This is a genomic window from uncultured Chitinophaga sp. (assembly GCF_937898475.1).
In the GTDB taxonomy this organism is placed as follows: Bacteria; Bacteroidota; Bacteroidia; order Chitinophagales; family Chitinophagaceae; genus Chitinophaga.
The window spans coordinates 26365-46234 of sequence record NZ_CALEJS010000025.1 but is presented as its reverse complement, the minus strand read 5'-3'; the positions used below and the strand labels follow the sequence as shown (position 1 = coordinate 46234).

Below are 19870 nucleotides of genomic sequence, written 5' to 3'. Positions count from 1 at the left end.
TCCTTTATAAATATACCCAAAATAAATGTGCCACCACGGCAGCCCGTGATGGCACATTGTTATAAAGATGTTAATGACTGAAAGGTTGTTCAGGCTTCTGCTTCTGCATAGGCGCTAACCGGCTCGCAGGTACATATCAGGTTCCTGTCGCCATGCGTATTGTTTACACGGCTTACAGAAGGCCAGAATTTGTTCAGCTTCACATACTCCAGCGGGTAGGCTGCCTGCTGGCGGCTATACGCAAAAGGCCATTCATCGGCAGTGATCACAAACTGTGTATGCGGTGCATTTTTCAGCACGTTGTGCTGTTTGTCTGCCTTGCCTTCTTCAATGGCTCTGATCTCTTCACGGATGGCCAGGAGGGCATCACAGAAACGGTCCAGTTCAGCTTTATCCTCACTTTCAGTAGGTTCTATCATGATAGTGCCCGGTACAGGGAAGCTCATGGTAGGCGCATGGAAACCGTAGTCCATCAGGCGTTTAGCCACGTCTTCTGCTTCGATACCGGCGCCGGCCTTGAAGGGGCGCAGGTCTACGATGAATTCATGTGCGCAGGTGCCGTTCACACCTGTATACAGAATGTCATATGCCTTTTCCAATCTTGCCTTCATGTAATTGGCATTCAGGATCGCGTATTCAGAGGCCTGTTTAACGCCATTGGCGCCCAGCAAACGGATATAGGCATATGAAATAAGCAGGATGCTGGCAGAACCGTAAGGTGCGGCGGAAACAGCCTGCGCTTTTTCTTTTCCGTTCAGGGATACGTGACCCGGCAGGAAAGGCGTAAGGTGTTTTGCCACGCAGATGGGGCCCATTCCGGGACCGCCACCGCCGTGCGGAATGGCAAAGGTCTTATGCAGGTTCAGGTGACAAACATCCGCGCCAATAAGGCCCGGTGCTGTTAAACCTACCTGTGCGTTCATATTGGCGCCATCCATATATACCTGTCCGCCAAATTCGTGTATAGTGCTGCAGATCTCTTTCACACTTTCTTCATATACACCGTAAGTGGAAGGATAAGTGATCATGATACCGGCGAGATCTTTTGCATGGGCGGCTGCCTTTGCTTTCAGATCCGCTACGTCTATATAGCCGTTCTCCAGCGCCTTTACAACCACCACCTTGAAGCCGGCCATTACGGCGGATGCAGGGTTGGTACCGTGAGCGGAGATGGGGATCAGCATTACGTTGCGGTGGCCTTCGCCGCGGCTTTCGTGGTAAGCTTTGATCACCAGCAGGCCGGCGTATTCGCCTTGTGCGCCGCTGTTGGGTTGCAGGCTGCAGGCATCAAACCCGGTGATCTGGCTGAGGTATTCGCTCAGTTCATCGGTGAGCTGTTGATAGCCGCCGGTTTGTGAAGCCGGTGCAAAGGGATGGATCTTGCTCCAGTGGGCCCAGCTGAGGGGGATCATCTCGGTAGCTGCATTCAGTTTCATGGTGCAGGATCCGAGGGAGATCATGGAAGTGTTCAGCGAGAGGTCTTTATTTTCCAGCAGCTTGATGTAACGCATCATCTCCGTTTCGCTGTGGTGGGTGTTGAACACCGGGTGCAGCAGGTAAGGAGAGGTACGCTCCAGCGATGCAGGAATATTGCCTTTCGCTTCAATGCTGGCAGACAGCTGACCTGCATCAAAGATCTGCAGTATATCGTTCACATCCTGGATGGTAGTGGTTTCGTCCAGTGAAATACCGATACGGTCATCACCATAGTAGCGGAAGTTAATGCCTGCTGCTTCAGCCTTGGTTTTAATGGCAGCTACCGAAGCGGAGCTTACCACCACGGTATCAAAGAACTGGTCTGCTTTCAGTGTAAGGCCTTTTGCTTTCAGCTTTTCTGCCAGTGCGCCTGCCAGCAGGTGGATCCTGGTGGCGATGTTCTGCAGGCCTTTAGGTCCGTGGAACACGGCATACATGGCGGCCATATTGGCCAGCAATGCCTGGGCGGTACAGATATTGGAAGTGGCTTTTTCGCGTTTGATGTGCTGCTCGCGTGTTTGCAGGGCCATGCGCAATGCGCGGTTCCCCTGTGCGTCAATGCTTACGCCGATAATACGACCGGGGATGGCGCGTTTGAAATCATCTTTCACTGCAAAGAATGCGGCGTGCGGACCGCCAAAGCCCAATGGAACGCCAAAGCGCTGGGCAGAACCCAGGGCGGCATCGGCGCCCAGCTCACCCGGAGGGGTCAGCAGGGTGAGGGCCAGCAGGTCGGTAGCCATGGCTACATAAGCACCGGTAGCATGTACCTTATCAATGAAAGCGCGGTAGTCTTCCACAGCGCCCAGGTCATTAGGATATTGCAGCAGTGCGCCAAAGTAAGACGCATCTGGTTGTGCAGTATGATAATCGCCTACCACCACCTCAATGTGCAGGGGAGTAGCGCGGGTAAAGATCACGTCTTTAGTCTGCGGGAACACGCTGTTGTCTACAAAGAACTTAGGACGGGCAATATGCTCATGGTCGCGGTTCAGCGCATTGAAGAACATGGTCATGGCTTCTGCCGCTGCCGTTGCTTCATCCAGCAGGGAAGCGTTGGCGATGGGTAAGGCGGTCAGGTCAGACACCATGGTCTGGAAGTTCAGCAGGCTCTCCAGGCGGCCCTGGGAGATCTCTGCCTGGTAGGGAGTATATTGGGTATACCATCCCGGGTTCTCAAAAATGTTGCGTAAAATAACGCTGGGTGTAATGGTATCGTAATACCCCTGCCCGATACAGTTGCGGAATACTTTGTTCTTCAGCGACACTTCCTTCAGGTGGCGCAGGTAGTCACTCTCGCTCATGGCAGCCGGTATGGCCAGCGGTCCCTGCATACGAATGCTGCCTGGTACCGTCTTGCTCACTAAGGCCTCCAGGGATGATTCGCCGACAGTATCCAGCATCTGGTTGGTTTCAGATTCGTTCGGCCCGATGTGACGGGAAACGAATTCATTTTGTTGAATATCAAAAAGATTCATGATATGAAGCAGGTAAATTGAAATGAATGTGCAAAGCTATATTGTTTTTGAGCAACCGCCAAACCGGTACGGGGAGTGTGGAAACTGTGGTGATAATTCTGCCGGTTGCAGGGGCCTGATTGTCATAAAATTGTCCACGTTGAAAGTCCATGGTCTATAGTCCAGGTCCATAGCCTGTGCTGTCTGTACTTTCCTTACCTTTGCGTGCACATGGACCATCCGTTATTACAGAACTGGGAGCAGAAGGCCAGGGAAAAGCAGAAGGCCAACAAACAATTCCTGCAGAAATTACAGACCAAAAGGGGCAAAGGGGTAGAAAAGCTCCTGCCCAGGCTGCATGATGAGGCCTTTAGCCATATTGACTGTTTGCAATGCGCCGGTTGCTGTAAAACGATCAGCCCCCGCTTTAAAACACCGGATATTAAACGCATTTCCAGGCACCTGGGTATGAAGGAGTCTGTATTCATCGAAACCTACCTGCGGCTGGACGAGGATGGCGATTATGTAGTGAAAAGAACGCCCTGCCCCTTCCTGGGAGCAGATAACTACTGCAGTATTTACGATGTAAGGCCCGGCGACTGTGAGAACTATCCTTATACAGACAGCTACGACTTCTTCAAGCGCCCTAATACCACCTACCTGAACAGTACCATTTGTCCGGCGGTTTATTATGTGCTGGAAAAATTAAAAGATGTAATGAAATAGCTACGCCCGCAGGTCCAGCTTTCTCATAGCCGGCGATATAATATAAGTGGTGATCACTACGCCCAGCGTCACGCATCCGCCAAACACCACTGAAGGCACCAATCCCATCAGGCGGGCGGCAAACCCGCTTTCAAATGCGCCCAGCTCATTGGAAGAGCCCACAAACATAGAACTAACGGAAGCTACCCGGCCCCGCATATCATCCGGCGTTTTCAGCTGCAGGATGGTTTGCCGGGTAATTACACTGATGCCGTCCAGCATGCCGCTGATGAGCAGCGCGAAAAATGAAAGGTAGAAACTCTTTGAGATACCGAAAACGATGATGCACAGCCCGAAACCGAATACTGCTGCCAGGAGCTTGATACCTGGTTTGGTGACCAGCGGCCGGTAGGCCAGTATGAACATAGTGGTAAGCGAACCTACGGCCACTGCCGCACGCAGGAAACCAAATTCCAGCGAGCCCACATGCAGCACGTCTGTTGCAAAGGCGGGCAGCATGGCAGTAGCCCCGCCAAAAAGTACTGCAAACATATCAAGTGCCATGGCATTCAGCACCACCTTAGTCTGCCATACAAAACGCATCCCCCTGGTAAGCCCAGCAATAAAGCCTTCTCCCTGCGATTTATAATGGATAGGTTTGGGCTTGATCTGCAGCAGGCTGTATAGCGGCGCCAGGAAAATGAGCACTACTATCAGCATAGACCAATGCACACCGAACAGGTGTATGAAAACTCCGCCCAGTGCAGGTCCGGCCATAGCCCCGATCTGCCAGGCGCTGCTGCTCCAGGTAGATGCGTTGGCATACAGCTGTCGGGGTACCAGCAGGGCCATCATCGTAAAGTTAGACGGACTGGTAAAGGCTCTTACAATACCTCCCATGAACACCAGGGCATAGATGAGGTTCAACACCCAGGCGGTTGGCAATCCCTGTACAGCGCGGTCCCAGGTGAGCAGGAAAAGACCCGTACCTAAAACAATATAGGAACTGATGCAAGCCAGCAGCATACCGCGCTTCTCCCGCTGGTCTACCAGGTGCCCCGCAAAAGGGGCCAGCAGTACAGCCGGGATCACTTCTGCCAATCCTATCAGGCCAAGCGAAAAAGGATCGCGCGACAACTCATATACTTTCCATTCTATAATGGTGAACTGCATGGTCAGCGCAAAGATGGTCGCAAAACGGATAACGAGGTAGTAATTGAATTCCGGAATGCGCAGCGAAGCGTAAGGGTCGTTCCTGGTAGGTGCCGAAGAGTCCAATCTGATGAGTTTTGATGAGCGTTACAAAGGTAATAAAGATAAGGGGTTAGTTGGTAGCCCCTAGCCGCCGGTACTCAGCGTAAAGATGCTTATATTGTGTCAAACGGTATTCAACATCTCCATAAGATGATTATTTTTATAGTCAATCACAGACAACCTTATGAATGCATTTCGTTTATTGATAGCCGTTCCTGTACTGGCCGCTGCCCTGGTATGCCAGTCAGCCATGCTTATAAAAGACCCGCCCGCCCGTAAAGCCCGTTTGCAACTGATCACCAGCGACATACTCTCACCGGTAGCACTGGGTGTGCCCGGCGATGGCAGCAACCGCCAGTTCATCTGCCAGAAAGAAGGGAAAGTATGGATTATTCAGAACGGGAAACTGGTATCCCGGCCCTTCCTGGATGTAAGCGGAGAAATGGTCAGGATCAATCCTGCCTACGATGAACGTGGCCTGCTGGGCATTGCCTTTCATCCCCAGTTCAAAAAGAACCGAAAGTTTTACGTGTACTACAGCGTGCCTTCAGATGCAAAAGGCAGCAATCACAAAAGCCGTATATCTGAATTTACCGTATCTGCAGCCAATCCCAACCAGGCAGATCCTGCCTCTAAACGGATAGTGATGGAAATAGAACAGCCACAGTCCAATCATAACGGGGGCGACATCGTTTTCGGTCCGGACGGCTACCTCTACATTGCCCTGGGAGACGGCGGCGGCGGCGGTGATAAACACGGATCCACTGGCAACGGGCAGGATCTGAATACCCTGCTGGGTAAGATCATCCGGATTGATGTGAACGGCAATCCCTATTCGGTGCCTAAAGACAATCCTTTTGTAGGGCGTAACGGCGTTCGCCCCGAGATCTGGGCCTACGGGCTGCGCAACCCCTGGCGGATCTCGTTTGACAAGGCCACCAAACAGCTTTTTGCGGGAGATGTGGGCCAGAACAAATACGAAGAGGTAGACATTATTGTTAAAGGCGGTAACTACGGCTGGCGTATCATGGAAGGCCACCACGAATACAATGTGCCCGACGGCGCCGATAAAAGCAAGCTGATAGCCCCTATTGACGAATATGATCACGACCTGGGCATCAGTATAACAGGCGGTTATGTCTACCATGGAAAGGCCATCCCTGCACTGAAAGGATTATACGTGTTCGGCGATTATAATGGTAAGTCCTGGGTGCTGCAAAAGCAGGGCAATCGCTGGGAACGGGCAGACCTCCAGCTGGAAGGCCGTCCTGCAGAGGCGTTACAGATCCTGAGCTGGGGCGAAGACGAAGCCGGGGAACTATATATGCTTACCAGCTCATCTACCAGCCAGGGATTTAAAGGCGGTGTCTATAAATTGGTAGGATTTTAGTAGTAGCAATAGCGTAATATTTTGTTAAACAAGAGTGAGTCTGAGACTACAGGTGCTATTTTTGATTTAAATTTGATAAAGCTCAATTGGATCTATATGAGAAGAATGAAAGTGATTATACCGGTTTTACTCATAGTAATATCCGGAGGTGTTCTGGCTTTCAGCAAGTTAGGCAGGGCCGAAGATCCCCCGGGACGTTATGAGATTATAATGAACCTGGTAGGACAAATACTGAAAGAAGGACATTATCAACCTAAGGCGATTGACGACGCTTTCTCCAAAGAAGTGTTCACCAAATACCTGAAAAGCTTGGACAGCGAGAAGAAATTTTTCTTTAAATCGGATATTGATAAGCTGACAGCCCTCTCCACCCACATAGACGACGAGTTGCAGGGCGCTCCGCTGGATTGCTTTAATACCCTTAACAGCTTGATCAAACAGCGGGTGAGCGAAGCGGCGCTTATTTATCCTGCCCTGCTGGCGCAGCCTTTCGACTTCAGCAAGGACGAAAAGGTGGTGCTTGATCCTGATAAGATCGACTTCCCCGCAGACGAAGCGGCACGTAAGGAAGCCTGGCGCAAGGTATTGAAATACCGTACCCTGGAAAAGCTTTCGGATCTGCAGGAAACACGCGAGAAAGAAAAAGGTAAACCCGACTTTAAAGCCAAAACAGATGCTGAGCTGGAAGCGGAAGCACGCGCTAAAGTAAAACAGCTGTACGACCGTTATTTTGACCGCCTGAAAACAAAGCAGAATGATAACGACCGCTTCAGCATGTATGTAAATGCCATCACCACCACCATGGATCCGCATACCGACTTTATGCCGCCTGCTGAGAAAAGGTACTTTGAAGAGCAGATGGCAGGTAAATTCTTTGGTATCGGCGCCCAGCTGAAAGAAGAAGATGGTAAGGTGAAAATCGCCAGCATCGTTACCGGTAGCCCCAGCTGGAAGCAGGGACTGCTGAAACCCAATGATGCCATCCTGAAAGTGGGCGAAGGCAATAAAGAAGCGGTAGACATTACCGGCTATGCAGTAGAAGATGCCGTGAAGCTGATCAGGGGCGCTAAAGGTACCACTGTTCGCCTCACCGTAAAGAGCGTGGATGGCACTATGAAAGACATTGCCATTGTTCGCGATGAGATAGTGCTGGAAGACACCTTTGCAAAATCTGCCATTATCAATGGCCAGCATAAAATAGGTTACATCTACCTGCCGGAGTTCTATGCCGATTTCCAGGACAGGAACGGCGCCCGCTCTGCTGTAGACGTGGCCAAAGAGATCCAGAAGCTGAAAGCCGAGAAAGTGGAAGGCATCATCCTCGATCTGCGCTTTAACGGCGGCGGCTCCCTGCAGGATGTAGTGCAGATGGCAGGCCTGTTTGTACCCGATGGACCTATTGTGCAGGTACGCTCCCGCGGCGGCGATAAAATAGTGCTGCCCGACCGTGACAAGAATGTACAGTATGATGGTCCCCTGGCCATCATGGTGAACGAATACAGCGCTTCTGCTTCTGAGATCATGGCAGCTGCCATGCAGGATTACAAACGTGCAGTGATCATCGGCAGTGCATCTACCTTTGGTAAAGGCACCGTACAGCGCATGTACAACCTGGACGATTTCTTCCCCACTAAACCGGAGATCGGCCCCCTGGGTGCACTGAAGCTCACGGTACAGAAGTTCTACCGTGCAAACGGCGGCTCTACCCAGTTAAAGGGTGTCAGCTCAGACATCGTACTGCCGGATCCTTACTATGAAGTAGGAGAGAAGAAAGATGAAGATGCCCTGGCATGGGATGAAATACCTAAAGCCAACTATAACGTATGGTATGATCCCGTGAACGTAGACGTGCTGAAGAAGAACAGCGCGCAAAGGGTGAGTAAGAGCGAAGCCTTCAAGATAATGACAGATAACATCACCACTATCAAGAACCTGGATAAACAGGAGTCTTATTCGCTGAACCTGCAAACCTTCAAATCAGAACAGAAAACCAATGCTGCCGCATTGAAGAAATACGATGCGGTGAACGATAAAGTAAAAGAGCTGAACATCACCAACCTGAAAACAGACCTCGACAAAATGGGTTCAGACACTGTGAAGCTGGCGCGTAACAAGGATTGGCTGCGGTTCCGTGCTAAAGACGTTTACCTGGATGAGGCCGTGAATGTGATGAATGACCTGATCGTAATGTCTTATCCTAAAATGAAAGGCAAACAAGAGAATTAAAGAATACAAGTAATAAATAAAAAGGCGCGGAGATCATCTCCGCGCCTTTTTATTTATTACTTGTTACATTAGTCAAGCATGTTGATGAGATTCTGCAATTCTTCAAACTTGTACCGTTCTTTGTCTTCCTGATAGCATTTTGACAGCTCTTCCAGCAGGAACCGGATGATCTGTTTATTGGACTGCGGCTTGTAGTAAGCCGGTACGGAAGGAACAGATACTCTTTTCAGGTAGGTCTCTACATCCTGGTGGGAATAGATCTGGCCCTGCATAGGATCTATAAAGAAGAGGATGCGGTAATCGTCTGGTTTGGGCGGTTCTGCAAAATCATAGAAAGAATCGAAGTAGGCCAGGATGAACTGGCGTGGAATATTCACGGCATACACCGGGAGGTCCAGCATGGCGCAGAGGCTCTGGTAGATAATGCCGTTGGTGATGGGGTTGCCTCTTTTGGCTTCTATCACCTGGTTAATAAAGAACTGGTTCTTACGCATGTACGCTACTTCTTCTCCTTTCAGGCCAAAGTAGTTATAGATCATGCTGTTCAGCACATTGATCTGTTCCAGCGGCGTGAGGTAATTGTTCAGCTCCAGCCATATATTACGCTTGATCCGTTCGATCTCTGTCATCACCGGGTTGGGTTGCATGTCCGGGAACTGGTAGCGGGCCACCAGTATGGCGCCCTGCAGCAGGTCGGGGCTTTCGGCCCGTATCCATTGTTGCATGGCTACCTGCAGGTCCTGGTAGTGCACGCGGTGGATCAGCTGTTCTATCCTTTCCTGGATCGATTCATCCACTGTATTTTCCCACAGGTGTTCCAGGTTAGGAATGATTTCCTTTCCGTATAACAAGATCTTGTTGGCTACCGTATCAAATACCTCCTGATCCGGGTCGTCCAGCAAATGGAATAAAGCATTAATTTCTTTTGTTTCATTCATACGCTACAATGTGCTAATGTGTCCCGTCTCTCAAAAGGGAATTACTCTTATTCCGTTTTTTTCTTCCTGGCCGGCGCTCTTTTCTTTGGCGGGTTGGCCTTGACATCTTCAATAATAGCTTTAGCCTCTTCCACAGTTATGTCGGCAGCATTGTCTATCTTTTCCTTGGGAATTTTGTAGTTCTTCAATCCCTGTTTAATGTACGGGCCATACGGGCCTTTTAATATCTGTATCTTCTCTTTCTCGAAAACCTTGATAGTACGTTCGTCTTTGGCGGCGCGTTTCTCAACGATCAGCGGCGCGATCTCATCCAGTTCTACTGTATAAGGATCCATTTCCTTTTTAAGGGAATAGAATTTCTTGTCATGCTGCGCATAGGGGCCAAAGCGTCCTATGTTCACGGTTACGTCTGTGCCTTCAAACAGTCCCAGGTTCCTGGGCAGTCTGAACAGCTCCATGGCTTCCTGCATGCTGATGGTCTCAATGCTTTGTGTGGCCTTCAGCTTGGCAAAACGGGGTTTTTCCTCGTCTTCTGCCTTGCCTATCTGGATCATGGGGCCGTAACGTCCCATGCGGGCAACCACCGGCTTGCCGGTTTCCGGGTCATCGCCCAGGAAGCGTTCGCCCTTCACTCTTTCAGCATTCTCCAGCGTATTGGCTACATCTTTATGGAAAGGCTCATAGAAGTCGTTCAGCATCTTGTTCCACACCTTCTTTCCATGAGCTATTTCGTCAAACTCTTCTTCGATTTTGGCGGTAAAGCCATAGTCCATCACAGAGTCAAAGTACTGGTTCAGGAAGTCTGTTACGATCATTCCGAGGTCTGTTGGGAACAGTTTGGACTTTTCCGCACCGGTATTCTCCGTATCAGTCAGTTTATTGATCTTGTCGCTTTTCAGCACCAGTATGCGGAACTCTCTTTTTACACCTTCTTTGTCTCTTTTCTCTACATAATTGCGCTTCTGGATGGTGGTAATGGTAGGCGCATAGGTAGACGGGCGGCCGATACCCAGTTCTTCCAGCTTTTTTACCAGGCTGGCCTCCGTGTAGCGGGGCGCAGGACGGGTAAATCTTTCTGTGGCCTTCATCTCTTTCAGGTCTACCACCTGTTTTACCTGCAGCGGAGGCAGTACGCCTTCCTGGTCTTCTTCGTCAGCTATATCCTCATCATCGCGGCTTTCCATATATACCTTGAGGAAGCCGTCAAACTTCAGTACTTCACCACTGGCCGTCAGCTCTTCGTGATTGGTGGATATATCTATTTTGGCGATCGTCTTTTCCAGTTCTGCATCGGCCATCTGGCTGGCGATGGTGCGCTTCCAGATCAGCTCATATAATTTTCTGGAATCGCTATCCTCTACTGTGGAGTTCTCCATATAAGTAGGGCGGATGGCTTCGTGCGCTTCCTGCGCCGATTCGTTCTTATTCTTAAACTTACGGTGCTGATGGTATTTTTCGCCATAGTTCTTGTCTATAGCTTGTTTGATATCTGTCAGCGCTGTATCGGAGAGGTTCACGGAGTCAGTACGCATGTACGTGATCTTTCCACTCTCGTACAATTTTTGGGCCAGCAGCATGGTCTTCGAAACGCTGTAACCCAGCTTGCGGCTGGCTTCCTGCTGCAGGGTAGAAGTGGTAAAAGGCGCGGCGGGCGATTTCTTGCCGGGTTTTACCTGTATATCCTTTACCGTATAGGCGGCGCCAATACATTGTGTCAGGAACTTTTCCGCATCTTCTACACTTTTGAACCTGGAAGGCCCTTCCGCTTTGAAAGACATGGATTTGCCCTGGGCGTCCTTGGCGGTAAAGAAGGCTTCGACCTTAAAGCTGCTTACGGCGGTAAACTGGTTGATCTCACGCTCTCTTTCCACGATGAGCCTCACCGCTACAGATTGTACGCGGCCGGCAGACAAAGAGTTGCGCATGCTCATCTTGCGCCAGAGCACCGGCGACAGTTCAAAGCCCACAATCCGGTCAAGGATACGCCTGGCCTGCTGTGCATTTACCAGGTTCATATCCAGCAGGCGGGGCTGTTGCACCGCTTTTTCTATCGCAGGTTTAGTGATCTCATGGAAAACAATGCGTTTGGTGGTATGTGGATCCAGGCCCAATACCTCACATAAATGCCAGGAAATGGCCTCCCCCTCACGGTCCTCATCCGTTGCCAGCCATACTTCGTCAGTATCTTTCGCCAGTTTTTTTAACTCCTTAACAATCTTCTCTTTATCTTCCGGAACGGCATATTTAGGTTTAAAGTTATTCTGTATGTCGATACCCATATCGTCCTTTTCCAGGTCGCGTATGTGCCCAAAACAAGATTTTACCTCAAAATCCTTTCCCAATATCTTCTCAATGGTCTTAGCCTTGGCTGGGGACTCAACTATAACTAGATTTTTTGCCATGAATGCCTTCTTTAATGCGAGCTAAATATGCAAAATTTAATATAAAAAATCCAAATACGATTTTTGCAAGTATAGAAATTAAGGCTGAGAATAAAAAATAAGGCTTTGTTTAATTGCGTTATAAGTTACCTTAATGTTATAAGTAAACCCAGGCCGGGTTATTTGCGTATATTCACATATTCAGCATTATAGAAAGGTAAAAAAGATTCAATATGGAGATTGTTATAGTAGGAGCGGGCAACGTAGCGCACTGTTTTGGCCACCTCTTAAAATTGCACGGGCACCAGATACTTCAGGTCATCAGCCGTAACAAGGACCATGCCCGGGAGCTGGGCGAGCTGTTACAGGCAAAAGCCACAGATGATTTGCTGGATATTAATATGGAGGCAGACGTATACCTCCTGGCGGTCAGCGACGACGCCATCCCGGGCCTGAACGACCAGCTGCGGCTTGGCAAGCGTATCGTGGCCCATACAGCCGGCGCCGTTTCCCTGGACGCCATCAGCCGCATATCCACCCATACCGGGGTATTGTACCCGCTGCAGTCTATCCGGAAGGAGCTGAAAAACTACCCGCCCATTCCCATTATGCTGGAGGCCAGCAATGATGAGGTGCTGCGCCGCCTCCAGTCCTTAGCCCAGAGCATAGCCTCCCAGATTGCCATCGTCAACTCGCAACAACGCCTGCAGCTGCACCTGGCCGCTGTGCTCTGCAATAACTTCACTAATCACCTCTTTGCCAGCGCCAAACGCTATTGCGAACGGGAGGGCCTGGACTTCACCCTGTTGCAGCCTATCATCCGGGAAACCTTTGACCGCCTCGAGAAATTCCCGCCCGAGGCCGTGCAAACCGGTCCGGCCATCCGCGGAGATGCCACCACCATGGACCTGCACCGCTCCCTGCTTGAAAATGATGCGTCCCTGCAACAAATATATAAGGTAATATCAGAGAGCATTTACCAGTTCCATCAGAAAGCTTAACAGTTTGAGGTTTGAGGTTTGAAGTTTGTTAGAAGTTAAAAGTTTGGGAGATGTGCCTTTGCCTCCGGGGTTGGACGACAGCGGCAAACCTGGAACCTCCAACGAACCTCAAACTTCAAACTTCAAACGGGCAAACTTCAAACCCCCAAACCCCCTCTTTTTTTATATTTTTGCGATCTGTTAAATGAGCGGCATGTATAATATTATATTCAGGTTTGAGCAGCAGGAACTGGAAACGGTGCGGGTCACCGGCGCCCCAGAAGGGGAGTCCATCCTGGAAATAGCGCTCAGGCATGATATACAGCTGCATCATAACTGCGGGGGCGTGTGCGCATGCAGCACATGCCATATATATATTGAGCAGGGAGATGGGTTACTGGAAGAACTTACAGACAGGGAAGAAGACTTTATAGACCGTGCACGTAATCCCCGGCTTAACTCCCGCCTGGGCTGCCAGTGTATACTGTTGGATGGCGAGGGAGACCCTGGCCGTTACCATTCCCGACCAGTCCCTGATCTACGGGGAATGATTTCTGTAACCTGTAATTCCTGATCAAATGCATTTTGAGCCCCCCATTTACTGGAACGACTATGAAGACATAGCCATGAAGTTGTATGAGCGTTTTGGTAACGATTTCCCCGAAAGCAGGATCTACCGCATCCGCTTTACCGACCTGATAGAATGGGTGCTGCAGATCCCCAACTTTTCAGGTAAACGGGAAGAATGTAACGAAGGCCACCTGGAGATGATCCAGTGCAACTGGGTATATGAATGGAGGGATAATCAAACACTGAAACCTTAAACATGAACGTTCTATCATTATTTAAAACTATTACCACCTTTGTGCTGGATGTAGATGGTGTACTGACAGACGGTACCGTGCAACTGCTGCCCGGCGGGGAACTGTCCCGCAAAATGAACGTGAAAGACGGATACGCCCTGCAGCTGGCCGTTAAGAAAGGCTACCGGGTAGTCATCATCTCCGGTGGCAGGTCAGAAAGCGTTATCAGCCGCTTACAGGGGCTCGGCATAAAAGACATCTATATTAATATTACCGATAAAGAAGAAAAACTGCAGGACTATGTATTGGAAAATGAGCTGCGCTGGGAAGAAGTGCTGTTCATGGGAGACGATATACCCGATTACCGCGCCATGCAAATGGTAGGCCTGCCGGTATGCCCTGCAGATGCAGTGCCCGAGATCAAAAGCATCAGCCGTTATATCTCGCCCGTTACCGGTGGTAACGGCTGTGTACGGGATATACTGGAGAAGGTGCTGAAACTGAATGGCCACTGGGGCATCGATGAGACGATCGCATCCCGCTGACCCAGCTTATCACTTAATTTTTAGTTCATTTTATGAAACTGTTGGCCGCTTTCTTAAAGCTCGTACGTTATCCTAACCTCATTTATATTGCGCTTACGCAATTCCTGCTGCAGTACTGCGTGGTGGCGCCTGTATTGGCCAGCGGCGGAGAACAGCCCTCCCTTTCTGTGCTTTGCTTTGTACTGCTATGCATCTCTACCATACTGGTAGCTGCTGCCGGCTATATCATCAACGACTATTTTGATATTAATATAGATATCATCAACAAGCCGGGAAAGATGGTGGTAGATAAGATCATCAGCCGCCGCTGGGCCATGGCCTGGCATACCATCCTCAATATGGCCGGCGTATCCATTGGCTTTATAGTGGCCTGGGAGATAGGCCAGATCTATCTGGGCTTTACACAGGTGATCTGTTCACTGCTGCTGTGGTTCTACTCTACCTCTTTTAAAAGACAGGTGCTCATCGGCAACGTGGTCATTTCCCTGCTGACCGCCCTCTCTGTAGTGGTGGTAGGCTTTTATGAGCGGCAGATCTATGAAAGCTTTGAAGCCATTCTTTCGCCCACCGGGCGCAAACTTATCCAGGTGATCGGCGTGTATGCCCTGTTTGCATTCATTATATCTATGGTGCGTGAAGTGGTGAAAGACCTGGAAGATATGATAGGCGACAGTAAAGACGGCTGCCGTACCATCCCCATCGTATGGGGAGTATTGCCTGCCAAAAGATTATGCTATTTCCTGCTGTTGGCGCTCCAGGTCTTACTGGTGCTGGTAGATCTGAGAGTAGCGATACTGGGCTGGTACTTATCTGTTGCCTACCTGGTATTGCTGGTACAAATACCTGCCCTGTACATATGGGTGCAGTTAAGAAAAGCCGCCCTGCCCGAGCACTATCATAAAGTAAGCTCCCTGATCAAGCTGGTGATGCTCACCGGTATCTTGTCTATGATATTCTTTAAATTGTACCTGTAATGTATAAAGGAAAATCCGTGATCCTGGCTTCGCAGTCGCCGAGGCGTAAACAACTGCTTGAACAGGCAGGCATTCCTTTTGAAGTGAAAGTGGTAGAAACCGCAGAAACGTTTCCCCCCGGTATGCCGCTGACAGAAGTGCCCAGCCACATTGCACTGCACAAGGCGCTGGCTGTAACACCACTGTGCAGCGCCGAAGACATCATCATTGCGGCAGATACCATTGTAGTGCTGGATAATACCATCATCGGCAAACCCAAAGACCGGGAAGACGCCATCCGTATCCTGTCTGCCCTCAGCGGCCGTACCCACCAGGTGATCACCGGCGTGGTGATCAAACAGGGCAGCAAAGAAAACATCTTTGCCAAAACCACGGATGTTCATTTTAAAACGCTCACGCCCGAACAGATCACTTATTATGTAGATCATTATAAACCCTATGATAAGGCAGGCGCATACGCCATCCAGGAATGGATAGGGGCAATAGGGATAGAGAGTATCAATGGTGATTTTTACAACGTAATGGGCCTGCCCGTAAGCAGGGTAGTGGGAGAACTGGAAGCGTTTTAGACCCAACGGTCATCTGATAAGATGGACTATCCCCGTTATTGACATGCTGACAAAGACCAGCAGGGTAGTAGGGGCTTACATACTTTTCACCCTCCAGGGTCTTAAACCCCGGAGGGTGATTATTTACTATTCCAGTACTAACAAATTCACATCCTTATTCTTCAGCCAGTTGTTGTCCTTCAGCTTTTGCAGATTAATCACGCCTACCACATACCTGTAGGAGGGAGATTCATATTTCTCTGAGATGTTATAGAAGTCGGCAAGGTCTACCTGGTCAGGTGTTCTGTAACGCAGGTATACTTTCAGCTGCACATCATTGGTAAAGGCAGGCTGGTTAGACTGTTTGATCTTCTTGTACTCGTAACGGTAGTTATACAGCAGTGCAGAAATATCAGACAATACAGCGCTGCCGGTGGCGGTACCGCCTGCGCCTTTGCCCACAAAGAACTGTTTGTCTGTAAAAGCGCTTTCCAGCAGGATGCCGTTGTACTCGTTGTATACATCGTACAGCAGGTTATGCTCTTTGATCAGGTGGGGCAGCACATAGGCAAACACGTTACCATTCTGGCGGCGGCAATTGCCGATCAGCTTAATGGTGCAGTCGCGCTGGCGGGCAAACTGTATATCAAAATCATTGAGGTGATGGATGCCAAAGTTGTATACTTCTTCCGGTTTAACGAAAGTACCGAAAGCATGCAGCAGCAGGATCACTATCTTGAATTTGGGATCGTACCCTTCAATGTCCAGTGTAGGATCTGTTTCTGCAAAACCTTTTTCCTGCGCCTGTTGCAGCGCTGTTTCAAAGCTCAGCCCTTCTTCAAATATCTTGGTGAGGATATAGTTGGTAGAGCCATTACAGATGCCTTCCACGGCATTCAGCAGGTCATTGTCATAATACTCTTCCAGGTTGCGGATGATGGGGATACTGGCGCAGCTGGAAGCCTCATACAGGAAAGGTACTTTATTCTCCACCTGCAGCTGGTACAGTGCGGGCAGGTTCTCTGCGATCATCCGTTTGCTGGCGCTCACTACTGCTTTGCCATTGCGCAGCGCAGTGCTCACAATCTCAAAGGCGGCTTCTGTATCATTAATGAGCTCTACCACCACATCAATGGTAGGGTCATTCAATATCTCGTTCTTGTCAGTGGTAAAATAGCTCATGTCTATAGGACGAGTCTTGTTAGGATCTTTAATGCATATTTTCTTGATGCGGGCATTGATGCCTTTAGTCCTGTTCAATACTTCGTAAAGTCCCTGTCCTACACAGCCAAACCCGAAAATTCCCAGGTTAATGATCTTATTTTCCATATTTATTGTAAAACGGTGGTTTGTTTTCCAGATGGTTGGTTTAATTTATCTAATGCCTGTTTCAGGTCATTGATCAGATCTTCTGCATCTTCTATACCGATAGACAACCGTATGCAGCTATCCTGCAGGCCTGCCTTTTTCCTGAACTCTTCCGGTATGTTGCGATGCGTCATAGTGGCCGGATGATCCAGCATGCTTTTCACGCCGCCAAAGCTTTCTGCCAGTTTAAACAGGCGGGTGGCATTCACAATCCGGATGGCGTTCTTTACATTGTCGCTTTTCAGTGAGAAGCTTACCAGTGCGCCATACAGTTTTTGTTGTTTGCGGGCAATGTGATGGTTCTTATGCGTTGCGAGTCCCGGGTAAAATACCTTGTCTACCGCCGGGTGTGCAGCCAGCCAGCTGGCAATGGCCATGGCATTGGCGCATTGTTTTTCCATGCGCAGGTACAGCGTTTCAATGCCCCTGATAGTAAGCCAGGCCTCAAATGGACTGAGAATACTACCGGAGATGTTCTGGTTAAACCGCAGCTGGTCTGCCAGCGCTTTGTTGTTCACCACTACCAGTCCGGCAATTACATCGGTATGCCCGGCCAGGTATTTGGTGGCGCTGTGAATCACAATGTCGGCGCCCATTTGTATGGGCTGCTGCAGCAAAGGTGTGCACAACGTATTATCTACTACCAGCAGTACATTATGCTGCTTGGCTATCTTGCTGATAGATTTGATATCTGATATTTTGAGCGTTGGATTGGTTGGCGATTCCAGCCAGATGATGCGTGTCTGGGGAGTGATAGCCGCCAGCACATTGTCTGTATTGCTGGTATCCGTAAACTTCACCCTGATGCCAAAACGTTCTATCATGTGATTGAACATCTGGAAAATGCCCCCATAGGTATCGTCTACCGCCAGTATCTCATCGCCGCTCTTCAACAGCTTCAGCACCGCGTCTATTGCCGCCATCCCGCTGGCGAAGGCAAAGCCTGCATATCCTTCTTCCAGGCCGCAGATCAGTTGCTCCAGTACCTTGCGGGTGGGGTTATTGGCGCGCGAAAACTCAAACCCTTTATTGATACCGGGTGATTCCTGCACAAAAGTGGAGGTCTGATAGATGGGCACGGAAATAGCGCCCGTCAGTTCATCTACCGGAATACTGTGAATGAGTTGTGTTGCTGTTTTCATCATCAATTAATTTTATTGGCTGTCAGCTGCCGCCAGCCAATAGCTAAAACAAAAAGGGCCCTTCCGTATAGTTGGAAGAGCCCTTTTAGAAATATCATGAAAGGAAGGAATTTCTCTGCCAACTTATCTTTCCCCGGTTTGATCCGGGGCAGGAATTAGCACCTTTTTTCTATCTGCCGGCTGGCAGACAGAATTGGTTGCTAAGGCATCGCAGGGCCAAGTCCCTCCGCCTTTCTGGATAAGTGATGTTTAAGAACTGGGTGCAAAGGTAATAGTACTTTTATCAATTTTCCAAATTTGGTGGTTCAGAAAGAGTGTTATATATTGCTAAACAGTTTAGTATTGCTGTTTTGTTGACCGATAAAAACCACCATATCAATGACCATTGCAACTATTAACCCCCTTCTCACAGAAGAGTTATTCCAGCACATCTGGCAGTTCCGCTTATTTAAAACGGCCTCCTTAGCTACTACAGACGGGGTCCCCGTGCAGATCATCCACCCCGGTATGCATAATCACCATGCAGGGCCTGATTTTACAGCGGCTAAAATAAGGATCGGCAAAACGCTCTGGGCGGGCAATGTGGAGCTGCACCTGCGCACTTCAGACTGGTACCGCCATGGGCACCAGCACAACGGGCAATATAGTAACGTTATACTGCATGTTGTATTTGAACATGATGTACCTGATTATGATACCGATAAGATGCCGCCCTGTCTTGCTTTGCAGGAGCGCATCCCTAAACTGCTGCTGCGCCGCTACGAAAGCTTCCGTCAGCTGGCCGCCTTTGTGCCCTGCGAAGATAGCGCCCGGCGCGTACCCCATCTTACCTGGCAAAGCTGGAAAGAACGCCTGCTGGTAGAGCGCTGGGAGCGTAAGATCAGCAGCTTTCATGACTGGTTACTTCAAACCGGTAATAACTGGGAAGAGGTTTGTTACCGGGCAGTGTCACAAAGCTTTGGGCTGCCCGCCAACGGTGAGCCTTTTCTTCAGCTGGCGCAATCCTTACCACATACACTCCTGGCCCGTCACCGGCCCAGCCTGATGCAGCTGGAAGCCCTGCTGTTCGGGCAGGCCGGTATGTTGTCCGGTACATTTACAAACGACTATCCCCGCCAGCTGCAGCAGGAGTACAACTACCTGCGGTACAAATACAAGTTGCGCCCCATACCTGCGTATTCCTGGAAATGGCTGCGTATGCGCCCCGCGTCCTTCCCCACTTTACGTATTGCCGCCCTGGCAGCAGTATTGCACCAGGCGCCGCACCTGTTTTCCCGTATATTGGAAACAGAGAGCGTCAGCCGCTTTGAACAGCTGCTCTCCACACAGGCTTCTGCCTACTGGCAAACTCATTACCGCTTTGATGGCCCCGTTTCTCAAACGCGCAGCCAGGGGCGCCTTGCCATTCACAACATCCTGATCAATACCATCCTGCCACTGCTATTCCTGTATGGCCGCGAGAAAGGACAGTCCTGCTACCAGGATCGCGCTCTGCAGCTAATGGAAACGCTGCCCGCAGAAGAGAATAAGATCACCACCGCCTGGGAGGAAGTCGGCATAGCACAACACAACGCACTGGACTCCCAGGCACTACTGGAACTGAAACAACATTACTGCGATGAGAAAAGATGCCTGCAATGCGCCGTTGGGGTGAAGTTGCTGGCTGCTAGCTGCTAACCGCCA

16 protein-coding genes and 1 riboswitch are annotated in these 19870 nt (G+C 49.8%); of the genes, 10 read left to right on the top strand and 6 right to left on the bottom strand.

Translation table 11 applies throughout. The annotated features are described in order from the left end of the window. Nucleotides 1-89: 89 nt before the first annotated feature. On the bottom strand, nt 90-2954 hold the full coding sequence (gene gcvP / locus Q0577_RS16380) for an aminomethyl-transferring glycine dehydrogenase (protein WP_298738089.1): 2865 nt from the start codon (nt 2952-2954) through the stop codon (nt 90-92). Nucleotides 2955-3164: 210 nt separating this feature from the next. On the opposite strand from gcvP, the gene Q0577_RS16375 reads away from it, so the two are divergent. After that, the gene (locus Q0577_RS16375; RefSeq protein ID WP_298738088.1) at nt 3165-3659 is read left to right on the top strand and encodes a YkgJ family cysteine cluster protein; all 495 of its coding nucleotides are present in this window, start codon (nt 3165-3167) and stop codon (nt 3657-3659) included. Here Q0577_RS16375 and Q0577_RS16370 read toward each other — a convergent pair whose 3' ends face one another. Continuing rightward, nucleotides 3660-4916 carry an MFS transporter gene (locus Q0577_RS16370; RefSeq protein WP_298738087.1) on the bottom strand — a complete coding sequence of 419 codons (1257 nt, stop codon included), beginning with the start codon at nt 4914-4916 and terminating at the stop codon, nt 3660-3662. Between the two features lie 160 nt (nt 4917-5076). Between Q0577_RS16370 and Q0577_RS16365 the strand changes: the two genes are divergently transcribed. Together Q0577_RS16365 and Q0577_RS16360 are read left to right on the top strand one after the other, a co-directional pair. Then, complete coding sequence (locus Q0577_RS16365) at nt 5077-6282, top strand: PQQ-dependent sugar dehydrogenase (RefSeq protein ID WP_298738086.1); 1206 nt, start codon at nt 5077-5079, stop codon at nt 6280-6282. A 96-nt stretch (nt 6283-6378) separates the two neighbouring features. Then, nucleotides 6379-8508 (top strand): carboxy terminal-processing peptidase, encoded by a 2130-nt coding sequence (locus Q0577_RS16360; protein ID WP_298738085.1) that lies wholly within the window; start codon nt 6379-6381, stop codon nt 8506-8508. A 68-nt stretch (nt 8509-8576) separates the two neighbouring features. Here the strand turns inward: Q0577_RS16360 and Q0577_RS16355 are convergent, their stop codons facing one another. Both Q0577_RS16355 and topA read right to left on the bottom strand, forming a co-directional pair. Then, a complete protein-coding gene (locus tag Q0577_RS16355; protein ID WP_298738083.1) occupies nt 8577-9446 on the bottom strand; it encodes a transglutaminase-like domain-containing protein in 870 nt (289 codons plus the stop codon). Nucleotides 9447-9493: 47 nt separating this feature from the next. Next, on the bottom strand, nt 9494-11848 hold the full coding sequence (topA, locus tag Q0577_RS16350; protein ID WP_298738081.1) for a type I DNA topoisomerase: 2355 nt from the start codon (nt 11846-11848) through the stop codon (nt 9494-9496). Between the two features lie 212 nt (nt 11849-12060). Between topA and Q0577_RS16345 the strand changes: the two genes are divergently transcribed. From Q0577_RS16345 to Q0577_RS16320, 6 genes are all read left to right on the top strand, one after another. Beyond that, on the top strand, nt 12061-12828 hold the full coding sequence (locus Q0577_RS16345) for a DUF2520 domain-containing protein (RefSeq protein WP_298738079.1): 768 nt from the start codon (nt 12061-12063) through the stop codon (nt 12826-12828). 193 nt (nt 12829-13021) lie between these two features. Continuing rightward, nucleotides 13022-13381: a 2Fe-2S iron-sulfur cluster-binding protein gene (locus Q0577_RS16340; protein WP_298738078.1), complete on the top strand. Its 360-nt coding sequence runs from the start codon at nt 13022-13024 to the stop codon at nt 13379-13381. Between the two features lie 4 nt (nt 13382-13385). After that, entirely contained in the window at nt 13386-13631 is a 246-nt protein-coding gene (gene iscX / locus Q0577_RS16335) for a Fe-S cluster assembly protein IscX (protein ID WP_298738076.1), read from the top strand. A gap of 2 nt (nt 13632-13633) precedes the next feature. After that, a complete protein-coding gene (locus tag Q0577_RS16330) occupies nt 13634-14155 on the top strand; it encodes an HAD hydrolase family protein (protein WP_298738074.1) in 522 nt (173 codons plus the stop codon). 32 nt (nt 14156-14187) lie between these two features. Then, nucleotides 14188-15129: a geranylgeranylglycerol-phosphate geranylgeranyltransferase gene (locus Q0577_RS16325; protein WP_298738070.1), complete on the top strand. Its 942-nt coding sequence runs from the start codon at nt 14188-14190 to the stop codon at nt 15127-15129. After that, on the top strand, nt 15129-15698 hold the full coding sequence (locus tag Q0577_RS16320; protein ID WP_298738069.1) for a Maf family protein: 570 nt from the start codon (nt 15129-15131) through the stop codon (nt 15696-15698). The genes Q0577_RS16325 and Q0577_RS16320 overlap by 1 nt, the downstream gene beginning before the upstream one ends. Before the next feature lie 126 nt (nt 15699-15824). Here Q0577_RS16320 and Q0577_RS16315 read toward each other — a convergent pair whose 3' ends face one another. Next, on the bottom strand, nt 15825-17006 hold the full coding sequence (locus tag Q0577_RS16315) for a homoserine dehydrogenase (RefSeq protein ID WP_298738054.1): 1182 nt from the start codon (nt 17004-17006) through the stop codon (nt 15825-15827). 2 nt (nt 17007-17008) lie between these two features. Further along, entirely contained in the window at nt 17009-18187 is a 1179-nt protein-coding gene (locus Q0577_RS16310) for a PLP-dependent aspartate aminotransferase family protein (RefSeq protein ID WP_298738052.1), read from the bottom strand. A gap of 120 nt (nt 18188-18307) precedes the next feature. Beyond that, nucleotides 18308-18432: riboswitch (SAM riboswitch) on the bottom strand. Between the two features lie 133 nt (nt 18433-18565). Here Q0577_RS16310 and Q0577_RS16305 point away from each other — a divergent pair. Continuing rightward, complete coding sequence (locus tag Q0577_RS16305) at nt 18566-19864, top strand: DUF2851 family protein (RefSeq protein ID WP_298738050.1); 1299 nt, start codon at nt 18566-18568, stop codon at nt 19862-19864. The last annotated feature ends 6 nt before the right edge of the window (nt 19865-19870 follow it).